This is a genomic window from Actinocorallia libanotica (assembly GCF_039525175.1).
GTDB classification, from domain to species: Bacteria; Actinomycetota; Actinomycetes; order Streptosporangiales; family Streptosporangiaceae; genus Actinocorallia; species Actinocorallia libanotica.
This window is the reverse complement of record NZ_BAAAHH010000049.1, coordinates 25,353-43,529: the sequence shown is the minus strand read 5'-3', so window position 1 is coordinate 43,529 and position 18,177 is coordinate 25,353. Positions and strand designations below refer to the sequence as shown.

Sequence of the window (18,177 nt, the reverse complement as noted above, 5' to 3'; positions counted from 1 at the left end):
CAACGAGTACCTCGAACGGCAGCTCGCGGCGTGAACTAACCGCAAATAAGCTGTCCGGAATCGGCAGGGCACATCACACTGGGATGCGAAGACCGGCGAGCCGGTCGGGATGGCTCACCCGCAGGCGTGGGTCCAGGTGGCCGCGGTCTCGCGCGACCAGACCCGCAACACCATGACCCTGTTCCCGTCCCTGATGTCGGACAAGCTGATCAAGACGTACGGCATCAAGGCCGGCGCCGAGCTGATCCGAGCCAACCGGGGGCGGCAACGGCTTGAGGCCGTGACCTCGTCGTACCGCGCGCTCGAAGGCGGACGCAGCACCTTCGTGGTGCTGAACGAAACCCACCACTGGGTGCGCGGCAACAACGGCGACAAGATGTACGAGACGATCGACGGTAACGCCACCAAGAAGGATGCGCGCTACCTGGCGATCACGAACGCTTACCTGCCGGGCGAGGACTCGGTGGCCGAGCGGATGCGCGAGGCGTGGGAGAAGATCCGCGAAGGGCGCGCGGTCGACGTCGGTTTTCTGTACGACTCGATCGAGGCGCACCCGAAGACTCCGCTGACTCCGGAGGCGCTTCGCATCGTCCTTCCGAAGATCCGCGGGGACGCGATCTGGCTGAAGGTCGAGACCATCATTCAGTCCGTCATGGACACGACGATCGCCCCGTCGCGGTCGCGTCGGATGTGGCTGAATCAGATCGTCGCCGAAGAGGATGCGCTGTACGGCCCGGCCGAGTGGGACGTCCTTCGGGATGAGACCAAAACGCTCCAGCCGGGCGACGAGATCACCCTCGGTTTCGACGGTGGCAAGACCGATGACGCGACTTGTCTGGTCGCGCTCAGGGTCTCGGACATGTGCGCCTTCCCGTTGGGCGTCTGGGAGAAGCCGGACGGCTCCAAGGGCGACGGTTGGATCGTGCCTCGCGAGGCTGTCGACTCGGCCGTCCATGACGCCTTCCGGAACTTCAAGGTGCTCGGCTTCTTTGCGGACGTTGCCTTGTGGGAGAGCTACATCTCGGAGTGGTCGGCGACCTACGGCGAGGGCCTGGCGGTGAAGTCGCCGCTCGGCAAGGACTCGATCGGCTGGGACATGCGCTCGTCGCTGAAGACCTCGACGCTGGCGCACGAGCGGCTGATGCGCTCGGTCTTCGACAAGAAGCTCGCCCACGACGGCGACCTGACCCTGCGCCGCCACGCCTTGAACGCGAGGCGCGCGACGAACAACTACGGCATCTCCTTCCGCAAGGAGAGCCCGGATTCACCCCGCAAGGTCGACGCCTATGCGGCGCTGATGCTCGCGCATGAAGCCCTCTACGAATTCCGGGCGCGCGGCAAGCGGCAGAAGGCCCGCACTGGGCGCGGCTACTTCCTCTGACTGTGTGTAACTGTGACTAGAAGGGTGGTGGTGGTGTGGCTGACGTATCGCCCGCCTCGCTGGCGAAGCAACTCCTTGCCATCCTGCATCGTGATGGCGACCGACTGAAGCGGATCGACGACTACGACAACGGCAGGCACGACGACCCGTACATGCCGCCCCAGGCGGATGACGAGTACCGCCTGCTGGCCCGGCGCGCGGTGTCGAACTGGATGCCCCTGCTCGTCAACACGCCCGCTCAGGCTTTGTACGTTGATGGCTTTCGGCGCGGCACGATCGGCGAGGCCGGCATCCCCATCGGGGGCGAGGGAAGTCGGTCGATCGAGTGGGCTCACTGGCAGCGCTCCCGACTGGATGCGCGCCAGTCCGCGGTCTACCGCGGTGCTCTGAAGTTCGGCCATTCCTTCGTGCTGACGGAGAAGACGAGCCGGGGCGTGAAGTCCAAGGGGCTGAGTGCCCTGAAGACCGCGGCCCTCTTCGAGGACCCGGCGAACGACGACACCCCGTATGCGGCATTGACCGTCATCTCCTGGCCGAAGGGCGAGGAGCTGGGCAAGGCCCGCATGTGGGATACCCGCAGCGAGTACGAGGTGACCTTCAAGTCCCTGTGGGACGAGGATGGCGTCCGGGTCGGCAAGGGCAAGCGGCACGGCGCGAGCGAATGCCCGGTCACGCGGTTCGCCGCGGTGATCGACCTGGAGGGTCGGACGGTCGGCGTGATCGAGCCGATGATCGCCCTTCAGAATCGGATCAACCAGACCGTCTTCGACTTGCTCGTCGCGCAGACGTACGGGTCGTTCAAGGTCCGGTATGTGACCGGCATGGCGCCTCCGATCGAGCGCGATCCGGAGACGGGCGAACCGGTTCTCGACGAGGCCGGACAGCCCAAGCCGCTGCCCCTGAACCACAACGCGAGACGGTTCCTTTTCGCCGAAGACAGCGACGTGAAGTTCGGGTCTTTGGACGAGACTCCGCTGGGCGGATTCATCGACTCGATCGACATGTCGATCCGCCATCTGGCCGCGGTCTCGCAGACCCCGCCGCATCACTTGCTCGGGCAGATCGCCAACCTGTCGGCCGAAGCTCTGCTGGCCGCGGAGACCGCGCTCGCGCGGAAGATCGCCGAGTTCAAGGCCGCGTTCGGCGAGAGCTGGGAACGGGTCTTCCGCCTGGCCGCCGAACTCGAAGGCGACACCTCCGCGGCGGAGGACTTCGCCGGTGAGGTCATCTGGCGGGACATGGAATCCCGCAGCTTGGCGCAGGCAGCCGACGCCCTCGGCAAGCTGAAGGAACAGCTCAACATCCCCGAGCGTGGCCTTTGGCGCAGGGTTCCCGGAGTCACTCAAACAGAGCTGGACGACTGGGAGCAGATGCGCGAGGAGGACGACGGACAGCTCCAGCTCGCGACCGCTCTCATACGAGCGACGCCTGAGCCCGAGCCCGCTCTGGAAGCGATCGCGGCGTGACGAATTCGGCCCGATACCAAGAGGCCGAAGAGGCGTCGGTCGCCTTCCAGATCGCCCTCACTCAGATCGGTGCGAAGACGGTCGAGGAGGCACTGAAACTCTGGGAGTCGGTGCCGGTCGAGGCCCGCGCATCCACGGCAACTTCGTGGCTGCGCAGGGCCATCACGTTGGTCATGGGAAGGCGGCGGAGAAGCCGCGATCTGGCGCGTGCCTACTACCGATTGGTGCGCGCCTTGGTGACCGGATCGACGGTCGCCGACCCCTACCATCCCGAGCCCGAACACGTCTCCTTGCAGGACCTGAGAGAGGAGTTCGCGGAGCTGGTCGGAGAGGCCGCGCAGGACGCTCCGGAACCGGAAGAACAGGGCGAAGAAACCGCGGTCTCACAACCCGAACCAGAGCCCGCGAGAGCGGTCGAATCACCCTCCCCGGAGGAGGACGAGGACGCCGATCTCGACCGGATTCTGGTCGAGGAGATCGAGGCCCTTCGAGCCGAAGAAGAACGCATCGAACGCGAAGCGGAACGGGAGTTGCGGGTCGCCCTGGCGGCGCTCGGGACCGACAACCTCGCGAAGAAAGTCGAAGCGATCGGCAACGACAAGCCGGCCAAGGACGTAGACGCCGCGCGCAAGGAAGCCCACGAGGAAGCCGGAGCGAGGCAAGCCGCTGCGGCCGAGAGGGTCGCGATGAACGGCGCCCGCTCCACCTTGTGGTCCCACATGAACAAGGACCAGAAGGCGATCGGATACGTGCGCTTGTCGCGCACGGGAACGCCGTGCGGTTGGTGCGCGATGCTCATCTCCCGCGGCCCGGCCTACAAGTCCGAGAAGTCCGCGACCTTCGCGGACGGCGACCGCTATCACGACAACTGCCATTGCTACGCCATGCCGGTTTTCAGCCGGGAGCAGTGGCGCGAATCCGACCTGTTCGCCATGAGCCGGAGGTACTCCGACGAGTGGCCGCGGGTCACCAAGGGGCTGTCTGGAAAGGCAGCCGTTTCAGCGTGGCGGCGCTACATCCGCCAGCAACAGAAGGCCGAAGCCCAGGAGGCGCGGCGAAGAACTACGAACGTCCAGGAGGCGTAAGTGAGCGACCAGATCGAAACCCCCGAGACCACCGAGCCCACGACCCAGGAAGCCGCGGTGACGACCGAGAAGGTCGAGCCCGGCGAGCCCGAGAAGAAGGAGCCGTCCGTCGAGGACGAGGCTCCCGAGTGGGTGCGCAAGGAGCTGGCCAAGGTCCGCGGCGAGGCCGCGAACTACCGGACCAAGCTGCGCGAGGCTGAGGCCGCACTGACCAACGCCAAGACGGTCGAGGAGTTCGAGGCCGCTCGGGCGGAACTGTCCACTCGCATCGTCGAGCTGGAGACCTCCCTCCTTCGCGAGAAGGTCGCCCGCAAGTACGACCTCCCCGACGAGCTGGCCGCGCGCCTGCGAGGTGCGGACGAGGCCGAGCTGGAGGCCGACGCGAAGGCGCTCCAGAAGTTCGTAAACCCTGCCGCTCCTGAGTCCCTTGGCGGTGGCCTCACCCCGGACGACAGCGAGGGCGACTTCGACCCGGTCAAGGTGGCCCGCGCGGCGCGGCGTCGCCGCTACTGACCGACCCTGACCGGATGGCCTGGTGTGTAAGTGAGACCAGGCCCCCATCTCTGACCGACAAGGAGAAACACACACGTGGCTTACAACCCGCATGATGTCGTCAAGCCCGAGCAGATCGCGGCCACTGCCGCGGTCGCTCTGGAGGAGTCGCTGGTCGTCCCGGCTCTCTTCCAGCGCGAGGGCGTCGACCAGTTCAAGGGCGCTCGCAACGACGCCATCAACGTCAAGGTCGAGGGGACCCTGCCCTTCCGGACCTACGGGTGGCGCAACGACCGCACGAACCCGATCGTCTTCGACGAGTACTCGGAGCGGACCTACGCGCTGAACTTCGGCGGCGACATCTACTCCGCCGTCAAGCTCACCGACGAGCAGTCCGAGTTCGACCTTCCCGGCTGGGCCAAGCTGATGGCTAAGCAGACCGAGGCCGTTGGCCGCGGCCTGGAGTACGAGGCCGTCGATCACCTGCTCGCCGCCCCCTACAACGTGACCCTGGGTGGCGCGGTCTCCAACCGGAGCCTGCGCTCGACCCTGATCCGCGCCCGCGAGGTCATGAACAAGTTCCGCCTGCCCAAGGAGCAGCGGACCCTGCTGGTCGGCTCCGGTTGGGAGAACGCCCTGCTGAGCGACGACGAGCTGAACCTGGCCCAGAACGTGGGTGAGGCCGAGGCCGTCACCGCACTGCGTGAGGCGACCATCGGCCGGCGCTTCGGCTTCAACATCGTGACCTCGACCGAGCTGCCCTCGGACACCGCGATCGCGATGATCCCCTCCGCGTTCGTGTTCCTGACCGCGGCCCCGAGCGTCCCGCAGTCGGTTCCGTTCGGTGCTGGCGCCAGCCACAACGGCATCGCGCTGCGCTGGATTCGCGACTACGACAGCCAGTACCTGGTTGAGCGCTCCGTGGTCAACGCCTACAAGGGGTTCCACACCATCAAGGACGTCCTGGTCGGCCGCGACGAGGTGACCAAGCAGTCCTTCGTCTCCGAGACCCAGCACTTCGTCCGCGCGATCCGGCTCGACCTGGACGCGACCGCGGACGTGCTGCCGGACCCGGACGGCCCGGACGCCGCACAGCAGGAGCTGGCCTCGATCACCGGGGTCAAGGGCACCGCTGACGGCGCTGGCGTCTGATCCAACGCAGGGCAGGGTGTGCAACTTGCACCCTGTCCTGCCTCCCCGTGAGCAAAGGAGAACCGCTTGGCGTACGCCACCCTTGATGAACTGACGGCCCGCCTCGACTGGACGCTCGATGCTGACGAGGAGAGGATCGCGGCCTCCGCACTGGAGGACGCCTCCGACCTGGCCGCGCACTACGGGCGCGACTGGCCCGAGACGAACGTTCCCCGCCTGGTGCGGACCCTGGTCCTGAAGGCCGCGGTGCGCTACATGCGCAACCCTGACGGCTACACCCAGTCCCGTGCTGGCGACGAGACGCTCGCCTGGAGCGATGCGTCCGGCGAGAACGCCGGAACGGTGTACTTCACCGACGAGGAGATCAAGCTTCTCGAAGGGCTCGGCGGGCGCAAGCCCGGCCTGGGCAGTGTGCAGGTGTCGGCCTGGAACAGCAAGATCCGGCACCGTCCCGGCCTGGTGCCCGTCGACTACGGAGGCGACGCCTTCCCCCTCTTCGCTGACGAAGAGGAGCCCTGGTGAGCAGACAGCGCAGACGAGGCCAGGAAGTCTTGGTCTGGAAGACGAAGGTCGTCACCGACCGGCGCGGCAACCAGGTCGTCGTGGCGGATGCGGACGGCCCCCACAAGGTGCGCGCGGCGTTCGTCCCCCAGCGCTCGGCGCGAGCCGAAGTGCCCGGCCAGCAGCAGATCAACATCACCCGAATGATCGTGGACGCCGATCTGGAAGACGTACGCCTGTGGTCTCGGGTCGAGGCCATGGGCACGCAGTGGGACGTCGTCACCCCGCCCGCCTACCACCACGGCACCCGCAAGACGCGGCACTGGTCGATCGACATCCGGGAGCGGCCCTAATGGAGTGGGACCGGAGCAGACAGAAGCTCAACAAGCACATCGCCACGATAGACGGCGTCCAGGAGCAGCTCGAAGAGGTCGCGACGGAGATCAGCGAGCGAGCGGAAGACCTCCTGGCCATGCACCACTTCGCCGAGCACGCCGAGATCCTGCTCCTGCACGGAGACGTCGACTGGTACGTCGCGCTCAGCGACGACCGCGGGCGCAAGGCCGCACTGTCGATCGAGTACGGCCGCAAGGCGGGCTCGAAGAAGAGGCCGGACGGAACGGTCGTCACCTGGTCCGACATGGATGGTCTCTACATCCTCGCCGACGCCTCCCGGCTGCCGCGCAAGCGCAAGGGCAAGGTGGTGCTGTAGATGGCCGGACTCCCTCCTGAGATCAAGGCGCTGGCCGAGCTGTCGCCTGTCGAAGACCTGATGCTGGCGATCCTGCGCGATGGCCTGCCGGGTATCCAGGTGCGATCCCTGATCGCCGCGGACCAGCATTTTCCCTTGGTGCTCGTCCGACGCGACCCCACGTTCGGCGAGTGGGAAGGCGACCACCGATTCCTGGACTCGGCGCTGATCGCCGTTCATTGCTTCTGCGAAGACCCGGACGGGGACGAGGACGCAGCGATCCTGTCCGAGGCCGCCAGGGTCGTGATCCGCGACGCCTGGCTGTCGCAGAAGGTCGTCCACGGGCGAGGTCACATCACCCGCCTGGACGTCCACACCGCTCCGCGAAGGGTCACCGACTGGGCCACCGCGACCGGACCAGTGCAGTACGCCGACCTCCCCACGGGGGTCTGGCGCTACGAGTCGAAATACCAGATCGAGATCCGCAAGCCGCGGACTCGCCCATACCCCCAGTAAGGAGACGCCTTAGTGTCCGTGAACGACAGCGCCACTCTGGTCATCGGTAGTGGCAACTACCTGACCGCCCCCACCGGCACCGCGCTGCCGGCCAACATCCTGAACCCGCCCTCCCCGTGGACCAACGTCGGCCACACCTCGCTGGAGGACATCTTCTCGATCACCTCCGAGGGCGGCGAGGCGACCACGATCGGTACGCTCCAGAACAAGTCCCTGCGCACCAAGTACAGCGCGCGGACGGAGACTATGACCTTCGTGTTGCAGCAGTTCGACAAGCCCGCGCTCAAGCTGTACTTCGGCCAGAACGCCCCCGAACTGCCGGACGGGACGATCGGCGTCCCGGCCGAGCCGGAGCCCACCGAGTGCGCGTTCCTCGCCGTCTTCGTCGATGGTGATAACCACTTCGCGTTCTACTCGCCCAAGTCGGAGATCTACCGCTCGGACGACATGTCCATGTCCGACACCGAGAGCCTCGCTGGTCTGCCCCTGGGCGTGAAGCCGCTGGCCTACAACGGTGCGGCCTGGACTTACGCCGTCACCCCGCTGGGCGTGGCTGCGACCGGCGCGACCGCGGGCGAGCCCGGTTACTTCAGCCCGGTCTCCGCCTCTCTCCCGGCGAACCTGGCCGCAATGACCGGCATCACCGCCACTCCGAACAGCGCCTGGGCCGAGGGCGAGCACGTGGTGCTCGGCGACGGCTCCATGGCCCACTGGAGCGGCACCCTCTGGGCGGCGGGCCTCCCCGCCTGATCGTCTGTGTAACTGTAACAAGACCCCCCCGGTGCGTAAGTGTTGCGGACCTCCTGCGCACCGGGGGCTCCACCCCTTCCGAAGGTCCGCGCCCCTGATTCCCCCACCTACCAAGGAGGTTCGCACCCCATGGCCAAGTTCACTCTCGACGCTTTCCGTGAGGCCGCCGACGCGAAGTACGGCGCCACTGAGATCGAGCTGTCGGACGGCACGATCGTCCGCCTGCTGAACCCGCTGCGTCTGGACAAGGAGACGCGCGCCAGCCTGACCGACAAGCTCGGCGGGCTCAACGCCGAGGACGCCGACCAGGAAGAGGAACTCGCCAACATCATCCGCCTCGTCGCCGAGTACAAGCCTTCCGCCGAGAAGCTCCTGGAGGAGGTCGGCGGTGACCTGGCGGTGCTCGTCTCCGTGATCGAGGCGTACAACAAGGGCGCCCAGGTGGGGGAAGCCTGAGCCTCGCCCAGCTCGTGGACGACTACGGTGAGGGCCTGTATCCCGACCTGCTGTTCCATTACGGAATCGACCTCCGTGAGGTCGTAGCGGGTCGGGGGCCTGCCCCCTCCCTGGTCCTCCTGCTGGCGCAGAGGCTGCCCGACACCTCGCTGACCGTCGCCCTCATGGCGGGTGGTCGCAGGTACTTCGGATGGGGCGTCGACCGGCACATGCTCGCCGATCTGTACGACGCGCTGAATCTCCTCACCAGGGCCGCCGGGCAGTGGGGCAAGAAGGGTCCGCCCGACATCCCCCTGTATCCGAGACCAAAGGCCAAGACCAAGAAGGCCGAGAAGGCCAAGGGCTCCACGCGCACGTCCGTGGCCGATCTCTACAAGCGCTTCACTCGGAGGTAATCCATGGCTCCTTCCGGACAGACGGTCGGCCGAATATCCATCAAGGTTCTGCCGGACACCAGCGACTTCCGCGAAGAGGCGCAGAAGGAACTCAACAAGATCGAGCGAGTTCTCGAAGCCACGGTGCAGACGACGGCCGACATGTTCGGGGCGACGAAGGAACTCCTGGAGGGCATCCGGGAGATCAACGCCAAGAACAAGACGATGGCCTCCCGGAAGATCCGGATCTACACCACGATCAGCACCGCGGGCAAGGACGCCATGATCCGCGATGCCGTCCGCGACCTCCAGAACTCGGCCCAGTCGAACGGCCTACGGCTGCGCCTGAGCGACGTCGAGGTCACGGGCGACGTCAACCTCAAGGTCGACCCGGCCAGCCTCGACAAGGCGAAGAAAGACCTGGAGGACTGGCGAGACGACATCTCCCCGCTGACGGTCGGCGTCATGGTCGAGATGGTCAACGGTGCGGGCGCGGCCGTGAGCGCTCGCCTGTCGGTGCTGACTCGCCCGCGCACGGTCAACATCATCCCTCGGCTGAACAATGCGGCGGCTGCCAAGGTCGCCACTGCCCTGGCCGCCCTGTCGGGCGCGCGAGTGTTGCATCAGACCTTCGAGCGGCTCGGCAACGTCCTGCGCAACCTCGACAAGACCGTCCCCATCATCGGCACCCTGACCCTGGCGATCGCCGGTCTGGCCGGATGGGCGCTGACGGCGGCGAGCAACCTGTTCGCCTTGTCGTCGAGCCTCGCGCAGATCGGCCCGCTAGCCCTCCTGCTGCCCGGTCTCCTCGGAGGCATGGCGGTCGGTCTGGGCGCGACCATCGTCGCGCTGGCCGACTTCAACAAGGTTCTTCCGCAGGTCAAGACGCAGCTCTCGCAGCTCCGCACGATCATCTCTGACAACTTCTGGGAGAAGGCCAAGGGACCGATCGGCGAGCTGGTCGATGGGCTCCTGCCGAAGTTCTCCCAGGGGCTGGCCAAGGTCAGCACCGAGGCCGGCGCCTTCTTCGGAGCCTTTGCCACCAGCCTCAAGGGCGCACTTGACCCCCTCCTCGCGCAGATGTTCACCGACCTTTCGGAGTCCATCAAGGTCGCCACACAGGGCACCGATGCCTTCGCGGGGATCATCGCCACCTTCGGCAAGGTCGGTACCTCCTACCTGCCTCGGCTCGCGCAGTGGTTCGTCGACATCTCCGAGCGCTTCGACGCCTTCCTGTCCCAGGCCGACGCGGACGGGCGCCTTGAGCAGTGGATCGAAACCGGCCTGGCCAACCTGAAGGAACTCGGCTCGGTCATCGCCAACCTCGGCGGGATCTTCGCTGGCCTGGCTCGTGCGGCCGAGGCCGCAGGCGGCTCCTCGCTCGGCCACATGGCCGACACCCTGGAGCGGCTCCACGCGGTTGTCGACTCCCCCTCCTTCCAGGCCGGACTGACCGATGTGCTGGCCGCCGCGCACCAGTCGATGAACAACATCGCCACGCAGAGCGGCCCGGCTGTCGAGAACTTCTTCAAGGTCTTCGGGCAGCTCCTGACCGACACCCTCCCGCAGATCGGCGACGTGATCGGTACGGCGCTGGAGGCGATCGCCTCGGCGCTGGCTCAGCCGGAAGTGTCCGAGGGCGTCAAGTCCATGATCAACGGGATTCAGACCGCGGTCTCCGCGCTGGCTCCCGCGATGGAGCCGGTCGGCCTTGCGTTCGGCGCCCTGCTTCAGGTCATCGGCGCATTCGCCGGTACGGTCGGCCCGCTCCTGGCGGCAGCACTGACCCCGCTGGCTACCGCGTTCGCGGCGCTGGCCCCTCAGCTCATTCCGATCATCCAGCTCCTCGGCGGGACGCTGACGACCGCGTTCACCGCGCTGGCTCCGGTCATCGCCCAGCTCGTGCCCGTCGTGGGCACACTGCTCGGCGGGGCGTTCGGCCTACTGGGTGCGCTGCTCCCTCCCATTGCGCAGTTGTTCGGCACGCTGGTTGCAGCTGTGGCTCCGCTGGTGACGACGCTGGTCTCCGGCCTGGCTCCGGTCCTGCCCATCCTGGGCGCGGCGCTCGGCACCGTGGCGACCGCGCTCGGCCCACTGGTGACGATGCTCGGCTCGATCCTCGGCGCGGTCCTCGGGCCTGTCGTCGAGGTGCTCGGCAACGTCCTGGCCGCGATCCTGCCGAAGCTGGGCGAGGCGCTGTCCAACCTGGTCGCGCAGCTCATGCCCCTGCTCTCGGCGTTCCAGGCGCTCGTCAACTTCCTGATGCCGGTCCTCGCCCCCGTGCTGGAGTGGCTCGCGGAGTTCATCCTCGGCGCCTTGGTCGGCGCGATCAACGGCATCGCCCAGGTGATCGAGGGTGTCATCGGTGTCTTCCAGGGTCTCTGGCAGATCATCAGCAACTTCGGCTCGGACTGGGGCGCGGTCTGGGATGGCGTCTGGCAGGTCTTTAACGGCATCTGGAACATGATCGCCGGTGTCTTCCGGACGGTCCTGAACATCGGAATCCTGAAGGTCGCGGGCACTGCGCTCAAGGCCCTCGGGAACCTATTCAAGGCTGGATGGAATGCCATCAAGGCCGCGTTCACCGCCGCCTGGAATGGCATCAAGAACAACTTCGACAACTGGCTTCGCGCTCTGGTCCTCGCTCCGAGGACGATGATGAACCAGCTTCGGAGCCTGTTCACCGCTGCCTGGAATGCCATCAGGACGGCGACGACCGCGGCGTGGAATGCGGTTACGTCGGCCGTCTCCAAGGGTGTCACTGGAGTTATCAACTTCGTGAAGACCCTGCCCGGCAAGATCATGGCGCTTCACGCGCGATTCGCTGGGGCGCTCATCGGTGCCGGCAAGGCCGTCATCGAAGGTCTGATCAACGGCATCAGGTCCATGCTCGGAAAGCTTGAAGGCGTCCTCGACTGGATCACCGACAAGCTGCCGGACTGGAAGGGTCCGATGAGCAAGGACAAGGTCCTGCTCTACGCGACCGGTAAGGCCATCATGAAGGGTCTGATCAAGGGCCTTGAGTCTCAGTTCAGCAATGTCGAAAAGAAGCTCAAGGAACTGACGGACCTGATCCCGAAGGTCGCGAACAAGAACCTTCGCCAGAGCCTGAAGGGCGACGCGAAGGATCTGGCCGCCCTCCTTAAGCACTGGGAGAAGTACAACGAGCGGCTTAAGGAAGCCAAGGAGAACCTGAAGGCGCTGCGCGAAGAGGCGCGGGAGTATGCGAAGTCCATCAGGGACGAGATCATATCCGCGGCTGACGTGACAGACCTTGAGGAAATCACCTTCGCGGGAATGATCGAGAAGCTGGCCGAGGCCCGCGACCAGGCCCGGAAGTTCTCTGCCGTTCTGGCACAGCTCCAGAGGCTCGGCCTCAATGAGGTCACCTTCGATCAGTTGGTGCAAAAGGGCGGCGAAGAGGGCCTGAAGGCGGCCGAGGAAATCCTCAATGCCGGTCAGGCTGGAGTCGATCAGATCAACAAGCTCCAAGAGGAGCTGGGTCAGGCAGCCGGCCAGGTCGGTAAGACCGCCGCCTCGGTGATGTACGACAACGGCATCCGGATGGCGGAGGGATTGGTCAAGGGTCTTCAGCAATACGCCGACAAGATCGAGGCGCAGATGGTGAAGATTGCCGAGGCCATGGTCGAGGCGATTCGCAAGGCGCTCGGCATCAAGACCAAGAAGTCGAAGTTCGTCGTGGCCACGGCGGAGATCAGCGACGACTTCGTTTCCGGCATGGACAAGCAGAAGACGAAGATGGCCAACGCCCTTCCCGTGAAGGAAATGGTCAACGGCGGCAAGCTGATGTCCAAGGGAATTCTGGTCGGAATCGAGTCCGGATACGACAGCATCCGCAAGTCCCTCACCGCATTCAGCAAGGAGCTGGGAAAGACGGAGCTTCAGGTTCCTGCCGTCAAGCAGGTGACCGGGGCGACCACGGGCTCGAACAGCAAGACCGCTGCGGTGAGTAGTCGACTCGCCAGTGCCGCGACCCCCGCAAGGGGCGACGGAAACACCAATGTCCTCAACTACTACGCGGCACCGAACAAGTCCCTCTCTGCGGAGGAGGAGCTTTTCCGCGCCGCCGGACGAGCACGAATGAAGGGGTGGTAAGTGGCGAAACTGATCCTCGAAAGCCAATGGGACTCCCTGTCCCTGAACGCGGTCGAGGAGCAGGGGTACGGCATTCAGGCTCAGCCCGGAACTACCGGGCTGGGCCTCCCCCCTGTCTCTCCCCGTTGGCTGGAAGGTGCGGGTGATGGCGCGAAGTATCGCGGCACCCGCGCCCTCCCGCGCGATATCGACATTCCTCTGAAGATTGTCGGCCGCAACAGGGCCGACCTGATGGACAGCGTCTCTCGCCTGTCTCGGATGCTCTCACACGAATGCACCTTGCGGATGGTGCAGAGCGACGCTTCGGAATGGACGACGAAGGTCGTCCGCTCGGGCGGGGGAGATTACGCCTACGGCGCGAACACGATCTCCGATACCTACCTGGAGTTGACCCTGTCGCTGCGCTCTGGAGATCCCTACTGGACGTCCGCGAAGGTCGACCGGTACGAGATCCTCGGCGTCCAGGTGGTGGCGAACCCGTTCGTCTCGAACTTCATGCAGCTCCCCATGACCGCGGCGCAGGCGCCCGGAGACATCACCTGGGAGAACACCGGGGACGCGCACGCCTTCCCGCTGTGGGAGGTCCACGGCCCTGGCAAGAACTTCCAGGCCACTTCCTGGGGCGGCGAGGTGCTGCGCTGGGAGGGCTCACTGGAGGCAGGCAAAGTCCTCTACCTCGACACCCGGACGACCCGAGTGTGGGACTCCACCGGGGTCAACCGCTACGACCTGCTCGCCGCGGCTCCCAAGTTCTGGACCGTGCCGCCTGGCGGCTCGACCGCCAAGGCCGTCCTCGAAGAGGGCTCGGCGAACTCGCGAATCCTGTGCTCATGGCAGACGCGGAATTGGATGGTGATCTGAGTGAACCTCTTGGACATCACCGTCGAGGTCCGTGACAAGAACCTGAAGCGCATGGGGCAGATCCCCCCGGACGACCTCAACCTCCAGGTCGAGGACAAGTTCAACAACGTCGGGTCGTGGGAGCTGAGCCTTCCGATCGAGCATCCGATGACCCCCTACCTGCGAGCCCCCGGCTCGGGCCTGATCGTCACGGGTCCGAGCGGGGTCCTCTTCTCCGGGCCTACGGTCGAGCCGGAGTATGCGGCGACGACCGCGGACCCCACCGGCAGCGTCACCTTCAAGGGTGTGTCGGACTCGATCATCCTGTCCGACATGCTCGCCTGGCCCGAGCCGTGGAACGTCAACCCCCACGCACAGGGCGCCGCCTACGACACGCGCACCGCTGGCGCCGAAAGCTTGATGCACGCCTACGTCAACGCAAACGTGGGACCAGGCGCCCCGGCCGAGCGGCGGAACTCCAGGCTCATCATGGGTGCCAATGGGTTCCGCGGCCCGTCCGTCACCAAGTCGGCTCGGTTCGTTCAGCTCGGCACCCTGTGTTCGGAGATCGTCGCGGGTACCTCGCTCGGCTTCCGGGTCATCCAGCAGGGCACGAACCTGGTCTTCGAGACCTACCTCGGCGCGGATCGCACGAAGTTCATCCGGCTCGACGTATGGAACGGAACCCTCTCCGAACAGCGCGTCGCGATCTCGGCCCCTGCCGCGACCCACGCGATCGTCGGTGGTGACGGAGAGAGCGAGAACCGGGCCTTCAAGATTGTGACGACTGCGGACTCCATCGCGGCCTCGTCGTCCTGGGGTAGGCGCATCGAGACCTTCGTCGATGCCCGCTCCAACGAGGAGACCACCGACGCCGAGCTGACCCAGGCCGGCACCGAAGCCCTGGCTGAAGCCGGTAAGACCGGCGTGGCCGCGCGAGGCGTCACCGTCGAGGATGTCGACTATCCGCACATGCAGTTCGGTAAGGACTGGCATTTGGGCGACCGTGTGACGGTCGTCGTCGAGGGCCAGGAGCTGGCGAGCATCGTCACCGGGATGGTCCTCAAGGCCGACGAGGGCGGGCTGCGGCTCGGCGCCGAACTCGGCGACGCCTCAGGCTTCGACCCTGACGCCGTGGTCACCAAGCGGATTCAGTCCACCGAGGATCGCGTCTCCAACCTGGAGCGCACTGTCGAGCCGAGCAACGCGGCGGGCCTGATCCTCAACGCCCGTGATGCGGGAGGCGTCCTTCAGTGGAACCAGGGCACCCCCACCGGGAACTGGCCCGAGGGAACATCCCTCCTCTATCTCAACGCCACGGACGCGACCGCGGGCGGATGGGGCTTCGGGGGAATGTGGGGCTTCGTGGTCACCCACCGGCAGCCCGGTGGAGGCGACGCCACGCAGCGATGGACCAAGGCCCACCCTCCGGGCACGGCTCATGAGGAGTGGTTCCGTGGCGGCAACGCCAGCGGCTGGGGTCCCTGGAACGTGGTGCCCTTCGGCAACACCAACGTGGCCCGCGGGATCAAGGCGCTCCAGAACATCACGGCCTCGGACTACATCGGCAACAACGAGACGATCATCTATCGGACGAACTTCCAGGCCGAGGCGAACCGCTGTTACAAGGTCACGTTGCGAGCCGGAGCGATGGACGCCAACGCCACGGGTGACGGCACTCGCGTGGCCAAGACCGCCGGATTCATCACCTGTCGCTACAACGAGGGCGGCGCGGCCTTCATCGGCTCGCCCTCCGCAGGCGTATTCCAGGTGACGGCATTCCACGAGAACTCCGATACCGCCATGGGCGTGAGCTGCGAGTTCTTCATCAACGGCCCTGCGGCCGGCCCTCTGCACATCGGCATCTCCCTTCAGGCCAACCGCGACGCAGGCGCCTACGGGCAGGTGCGCATCCTCGCCATCGGCACCTCCAACCTGGCCGTCGAGGACGTCGGCGCAGCCATCTGACCCCTCCGTCTTCAGGCCCCCCCTCGTGGGGGCCTTTGTCATTCCACAGGAAGGAGACTCTGTGGCAATCACCTCCTACCCGTTCGACGGCCAGGTCGCTACCGAGGCCCAGTACACGAAGCTGTTCTCGGAGTTCCAGGATTCCGGCATCACGAACTCGGTCTGGTCGACCTCCCTGCGGGTCGTGGCCAACGGCTCGAACCGCGACATCAGCATCCTGCCCGGACGGGCGTTCATCCGAGGTCACATCTACGAGTCGACCGAGACCCAGGTCATCACCCCGCCAATGGCGCTCAACTCCTGGCGCAACGACCTGTATGTGCTGCGGCTCGACCCGTCGCTGAACCAGATCACCCTGGTACGGATCGTCGGCTCCCCCAACGCCGGACGGCCCGCGCTGACCCAGACGGAAACCGGGATCTTCGAGCTGCCCCTGGCCGACGTGTGGATGGGATCGAACTACAACTACGCCGACCAGTCCCACATCACCGACCTTCGGTCCTGGGCCGGACACCGAACGGGCGTCTGGTACAACGCGACGCGCCCGCCGAGCCCGCGTGTGGGCAAGCTCGGCCGGAACCTCTCAACGAATAAATGGGAATTCTGGAACGGGAGCGAGTGGCAGGAGTTCGGCACCGCGAGCTGGGGAAACCTGTCCGGCAAGCCGGAGACCTACCCGCCCAGCTCGCACACCCACGGCTGGGACGGCATCACCGATAAGCCGACCGCCTTCCCTCCCGCGGCCCACACCCACGCCGAACTCCAGACCCAGATCGACGCTCTGGCCGCGCGCATCGCCGCGCTGGAGACGGGCGCCGGATCGGTAGCGGCCCGCGTCGAGACGCTGGAGACGGATGCCGTGGCACTGGAGGCGCGCGTCGAGGCGCTGGAGACTCCCGAGCCGGAGGGCGGCGCGTGATCCACTTCCTCGCCCTTGAGCCCAGCGCACAAGGACCCCTGATCACCGCCGCCGGCGCCGTCACCGTGGCCCTGACCGGCGTGATCGTCGAGCTGCTGCGCAGGCAGAAGCAGACGATGAGCGAGGTCCGTGACCAGGTCTCCAACGACCACGACACGAACTTGCGCGACGACCTCGACCGGGTGATCGAGAGCCTGGACCGCCTCCTGGACGGACAGCACCAGCACGGCCGCGAGCTGCGCGGCCTGCGCGAGGAGATCGCACACGAAAGACGAGAGCGGCTGGCTGTGGCCGAGCGGCTCGACGACCACATTCAGCACGTGAAGGAGGCTCGTCCGTGAGCAAGGGCAAGCAGATCTATCCGAAGGCCGACGCCAAGACTCAGTGGTACGGCGGGAGGTATCCCGGCGCCGCCATGGAGGTGAACGTCGGGATCGTCCACACCACCGAGGGAACCGGCTGGCCGAGCTACTCGGGCGGAGGCGTCGCTCCGACGATCACCGCGCGGCCGAACTTCTCGGCCAAGAAGCTGGAGTTCCGCCAGCACTTCAACGTCGACCGCTCCGCGCGAGCCCTGGTGAACGCGGCCGGAGGCGTGGAGACCAACACCGCGAACGTGTTCCAGATCGAGCTGGTCGGTACCTGCGACCCGGCCACTCACGCGAAGTGGGCCAGGGCCGGATACTCACACATCTACTGGCCGGACGCGCCCGAGTGGGCGCTGCGGGACCTGGCCGAGCTGATGACCTGGCTGAAGACCGAGCACGGCATCCCGCTGAAGTCCGGGCTGCGGTTCCTGCCCTACCCGAGGTCTTACGGTGCGACAGCTACACGCCTGACCGCGGCCCAGTGGCGGATCTTCCGCGGGTGGGCGGGGCACCAGCACGTGCCCGAGAACTCCCATGGAGACCCCGGCAACTTCCCGATCGAGGAGGTGCTGGGGATGGCCGCAGCCCTGGTCAAGCCCAAGCCGAAGCCCGCGGCCAAGCCCGCCGCACTCGACCCGAAGGTCAAGCCCGGCGCTCGGCACCCGCAGGTCAAGGTGCTCCAGCAGCTCCTGGTCGAAGCCGGTTATGGCCCGATCAAGGGGGCCGTGACCGACTACTACGGCCCGGCCACGCAGGGCGCAGTGGCCAAGTTTCACGCCAAGCACCCCGAACACAAGAAGAGACTCCGCCCGAAGCGGATCACCCCCGAGGGGTTCATCGCCCTTCAGAAGGAGGCCAAGTGAGCCAGAAGAAGCCCATCTCCCTGATCCTTCCCCTGCTGCCCGCCAAGCTGCGGCCCAAGGCCAAGGCCGTGGTCGCCGCGGTCGGCGCGCTGGCCGGTGTCGCCGTGCTGGTAGCCGGGGATCAGCCCGAGGTCGCCGTCGTGATCAACGCGCTGACCGCGCTGGGTGTCTACGCCCAGCCCAACGGCGAGACCGCCGAGTAAGACAAAGCCCCGCTGGCCTTGTGGCTGGCGGGGCTC

At 66.3% G+C, this 18,177-nt stretch carries 19 protein-coding genes; all 19 read left to right on the top strand.

Features of this window, described 5'->3' with window-relative positions:
* The first annotated feature begins 109 nt into the window (after nt 1-109).
* The 19 genes from ABD140_RS35570 (at nt 110) to ABD140_RS35480 (ending at nt 18,141) form a co-directional block, all read left to right on the top strand.
* A complete protein-coding gene (locus ABD140_RS35570; RefSeq protein WP_344246603.1) occupies nt 110-1,381 on the top strand; it encodes a terminase in 1,272 nt (423 codons plus the stop codon).
* A 35-nt stretch (nt 1,382-1,416) separates the two neighbouring features.
* Nucleotides 1,417-2,847 carry a phage portal protein gene (locus tag ABD140_RS35565; protein WP_344246601.1) on the top strand — a complete coding sequence of 477 codons (1,431 nt, stop codon included), beginning with the start codon at nt 1,417-1,419 and terminating at the stop codon, nt 2,845-2,847.
* Complete coding sequence (locus tag ABD140_RS35560; RefSeq protein ID WP_344246599.1) at nt 2,844-3,932, top strand: VG15 protein; 1,089 nt, start codon at nt 2,844-2,846, stop codon at nt 3,930-3,932. Before ABD140_RS35565 ends, ABD140_RS35560 begins: the two co-directional genes overlap by 4 nt.
* On the top strand, nt 3,933-4,445 hold the full coding sequence (locus ABD140_RS35555; protein WP_344246597.1) for a hypothetical protein: 513 nt from the start codon (nt 3,933-3,935) through the stop codon (nt 4,443-4,445).
* Between the two features lie 75 nt (nt 4,446-4,520).
* The gene (locus tag ABD140_RS35550; protein WP_344246595.1) at nt 4,521-5,576 is read left to right on the top strand and encodes a hypothetical protein; all 1,056 of its coding nucleotides are present in this window, start codon (nt 4,521-4,523) and stop codon (nt 5,574-5,576) included.
* A gap of 66 nt (nt 5,577-5,642) precedes the next feature.
* Complete coding sequence (locus ABD140_RS35545; protein ID WP_344246593.1) at nt 5,643-6,098, top strand: hypothetical protein; 456 nt, start codon at nt 5,643-5,645, stop codon at nt 6,096-6,098.
* On the top strand, nt 6,095-6,430 hold the full coding sequence (locus ABD140_RS35540; protein ID WP_344246591.1) for a hypothetical protein: 336 nt from the start codon (nt 6,095-6,097) through the stop codon (nt 6,428-6,430). The genes ABD140_RS35545 and ABD140_RS35540 overlap by 4 nt, the downstream gene beginning before the upstream one ends.
* Nucleotides 6,430-6,789 (top strand): DUF5403 family protein, encoded by a 360-nt coding sequence (locus ABD140_RS35535; protein WP_344246589.1) that lies wholly within the window; start codon nt 6,430-6,432, stop codon nt 6,787-6,789. The genes ABD140_RS35540 and ABD140_RS35535 overlap by 1 nt, the downstream gene beginning before the upstream one ends.
* A complete protein-coding gene (locus tag ABD140_RS35530; protein WP_344246587.1) occupies nt 6,790-7,284 on the top strand; it encodes a hypothetical protein in 495 nt (164 codons plus the stop codon).
* Between the two features lie 12 nt (nt 7,285-7,296).
* The gene (locus ABD140_RS35525; RefSeq protein ID WP_344246585.1) at nt 7,297-8,034 is read left to right on the top strand and encodes a phage tail tube protein; all 738 of its coding nucleotides are present in this window, start codon (nt 7,297-7,299) and stop codon (nt 8,032-8,034) included.
* Between the two features lie 129 nt (nt 8,035-8,163).
* The gene (locus ABD140_RS35520; RefSeq protein WP_344246583.1) at nt 8,164-8,490 is read left to right on the top strand and encodes a phage tail assembly protein; all 327 of its coding nucleotides are present in this window, start codon (nt 8,164-8,166) and stop codon (nt 8,488-8,490) included.
* A gap of 14 nt (nt 8,491-8,504) precedes the next feature.
* Nucleotides 8,505-8,885 (top strand): hypothetical protein, encoded by a 381-nt coding sequence (locus tag ABD140_RS35515; RefSeq protein WP_344246581.1) that lies wholly within the window; start codon nt 8,505-8,507, stop codon nt 8,883-8,885.
* Nucleotides 8,886-8,888: 3 nt separating this feature from the next.
* Nucleotides 8,889-12,980 (top strand): hypothetical protein, encoded by a 4,092-nt coding sequence (locus ABD140_RS35510; protein WP_344246579.1) that lies wholly within the window; start codon nt 8,889-8,891, stop codon nt 12,978-12,980.
* Nucleotides 12,981-13,841, top strand: coding sequence for a phage tail family protein (locus ABD140_RS35505; protein ID WP_344246577.1), 861 nt, complete (start codon nt 12,981-12,983; stop codon nt 13,839-13,841).
* A complete protein-coding gene (locus tag ABD140_RS35500; protein ID WP_344246575.1) occupies nt 13,842-15,788 on the top strand; it encodes a siphovirus ReqiPepy6 Gp37-like family protein in 1,947 nt (648 codons plus the stop codon).
* Nucleotides 15,789-15,849: 61 nt separating this feature from the next.
* A complete protein-coding gene (locus ABD140_RS35495; RefSeq protein WP_344246573.1) occupies nt 15,850-16,707 on the top strand; it encodes a hypothetical protein in 858 nt (285 codons plus the stop codon).
* A complete protein-coding gene (locus ABD140_RS35490; RefSeq protein ID WP_344246571.1) occupies nt 16,704-17,048 on the top strand; it encodes a DUF2746 domain-containing protein in 345 nt (114 codons plus the stop codon). The genes ABD140_RS35495 and ABD140_RS35490 overlap by 4 nt, the downstream gene beginning before the upstream one ends.
* The gene (locus ABD140_RS35485) at nt 17,045-17,938 is read left to right on the top strand and encodes a peptidoglycan-binding domain-containing protein (protein ID WP_344246569.1); all 894 of its coding nucleotides are present in this window, start codon (nt 17,045-17,047) and stop codon (nt 17,936-17,938) included. Before ABD140_RS35490 ends, ABD140_RS35485 begins: the two co-directional genes overlap by 4 nt.
* Nucleotides 17,935-18,141, top strand: a complete 207-nt coding sequence (locus tag ABD140_RS35480; RefSeq protein ID WP_344246567.1) for a DUF7439 family protein — start codon at nt 17,935-17,937, stop codon at nt 18,139-18,141. The genes ABD140_RS35485 and ABD140_RS35480 overlap by 4 nt, the downstream gene beginning before the upstream one ends.
* The last annotated feature ends 36 nt before the right edge of the window (nt 18,142-18,177 follow it).

Excerpts from the sequence above, each read along its gene's own strand:
- ABD140_RS35570 (WP_344246603.1), top strand. The coding sequence starts at position 110 with ATGGCTCACCCGCAGGCGTGGGTCCAGGTGGCCGCGGTCTCGCGCGAC.
- ABD140_RS35535 (WP_344246589.1), top strand. The coding sequence starts at position 6,430 with ATGGAGTGGGACCGGAGCAGACAGAAGCTCAACAAGCACATCGCCACG.
- ABD140_RS35530 (WP_344246587.1), top strand. The coding sequence starts at position 6,790 with ATGGCCGGACTCCCTCCTGAGATCAAGGCGCTGGCCGAGCTGTCGCCT.
- ABD140_RS35520 (WP_344246583.1), top strand. The coding sequence starts at position 8,164 with ATGGCCAAGTTCACTCTCGACGCTTTCCGTGAGGCCGCCGACGCGAAG.
- ABD140_RS35510 (WP_344246579.1), top strand. The coding sequence starts at position 8,889 with ATGGCTCCTTCCGGACAGACGGTCGGCCGAATATCCATCAAGGTTCTG.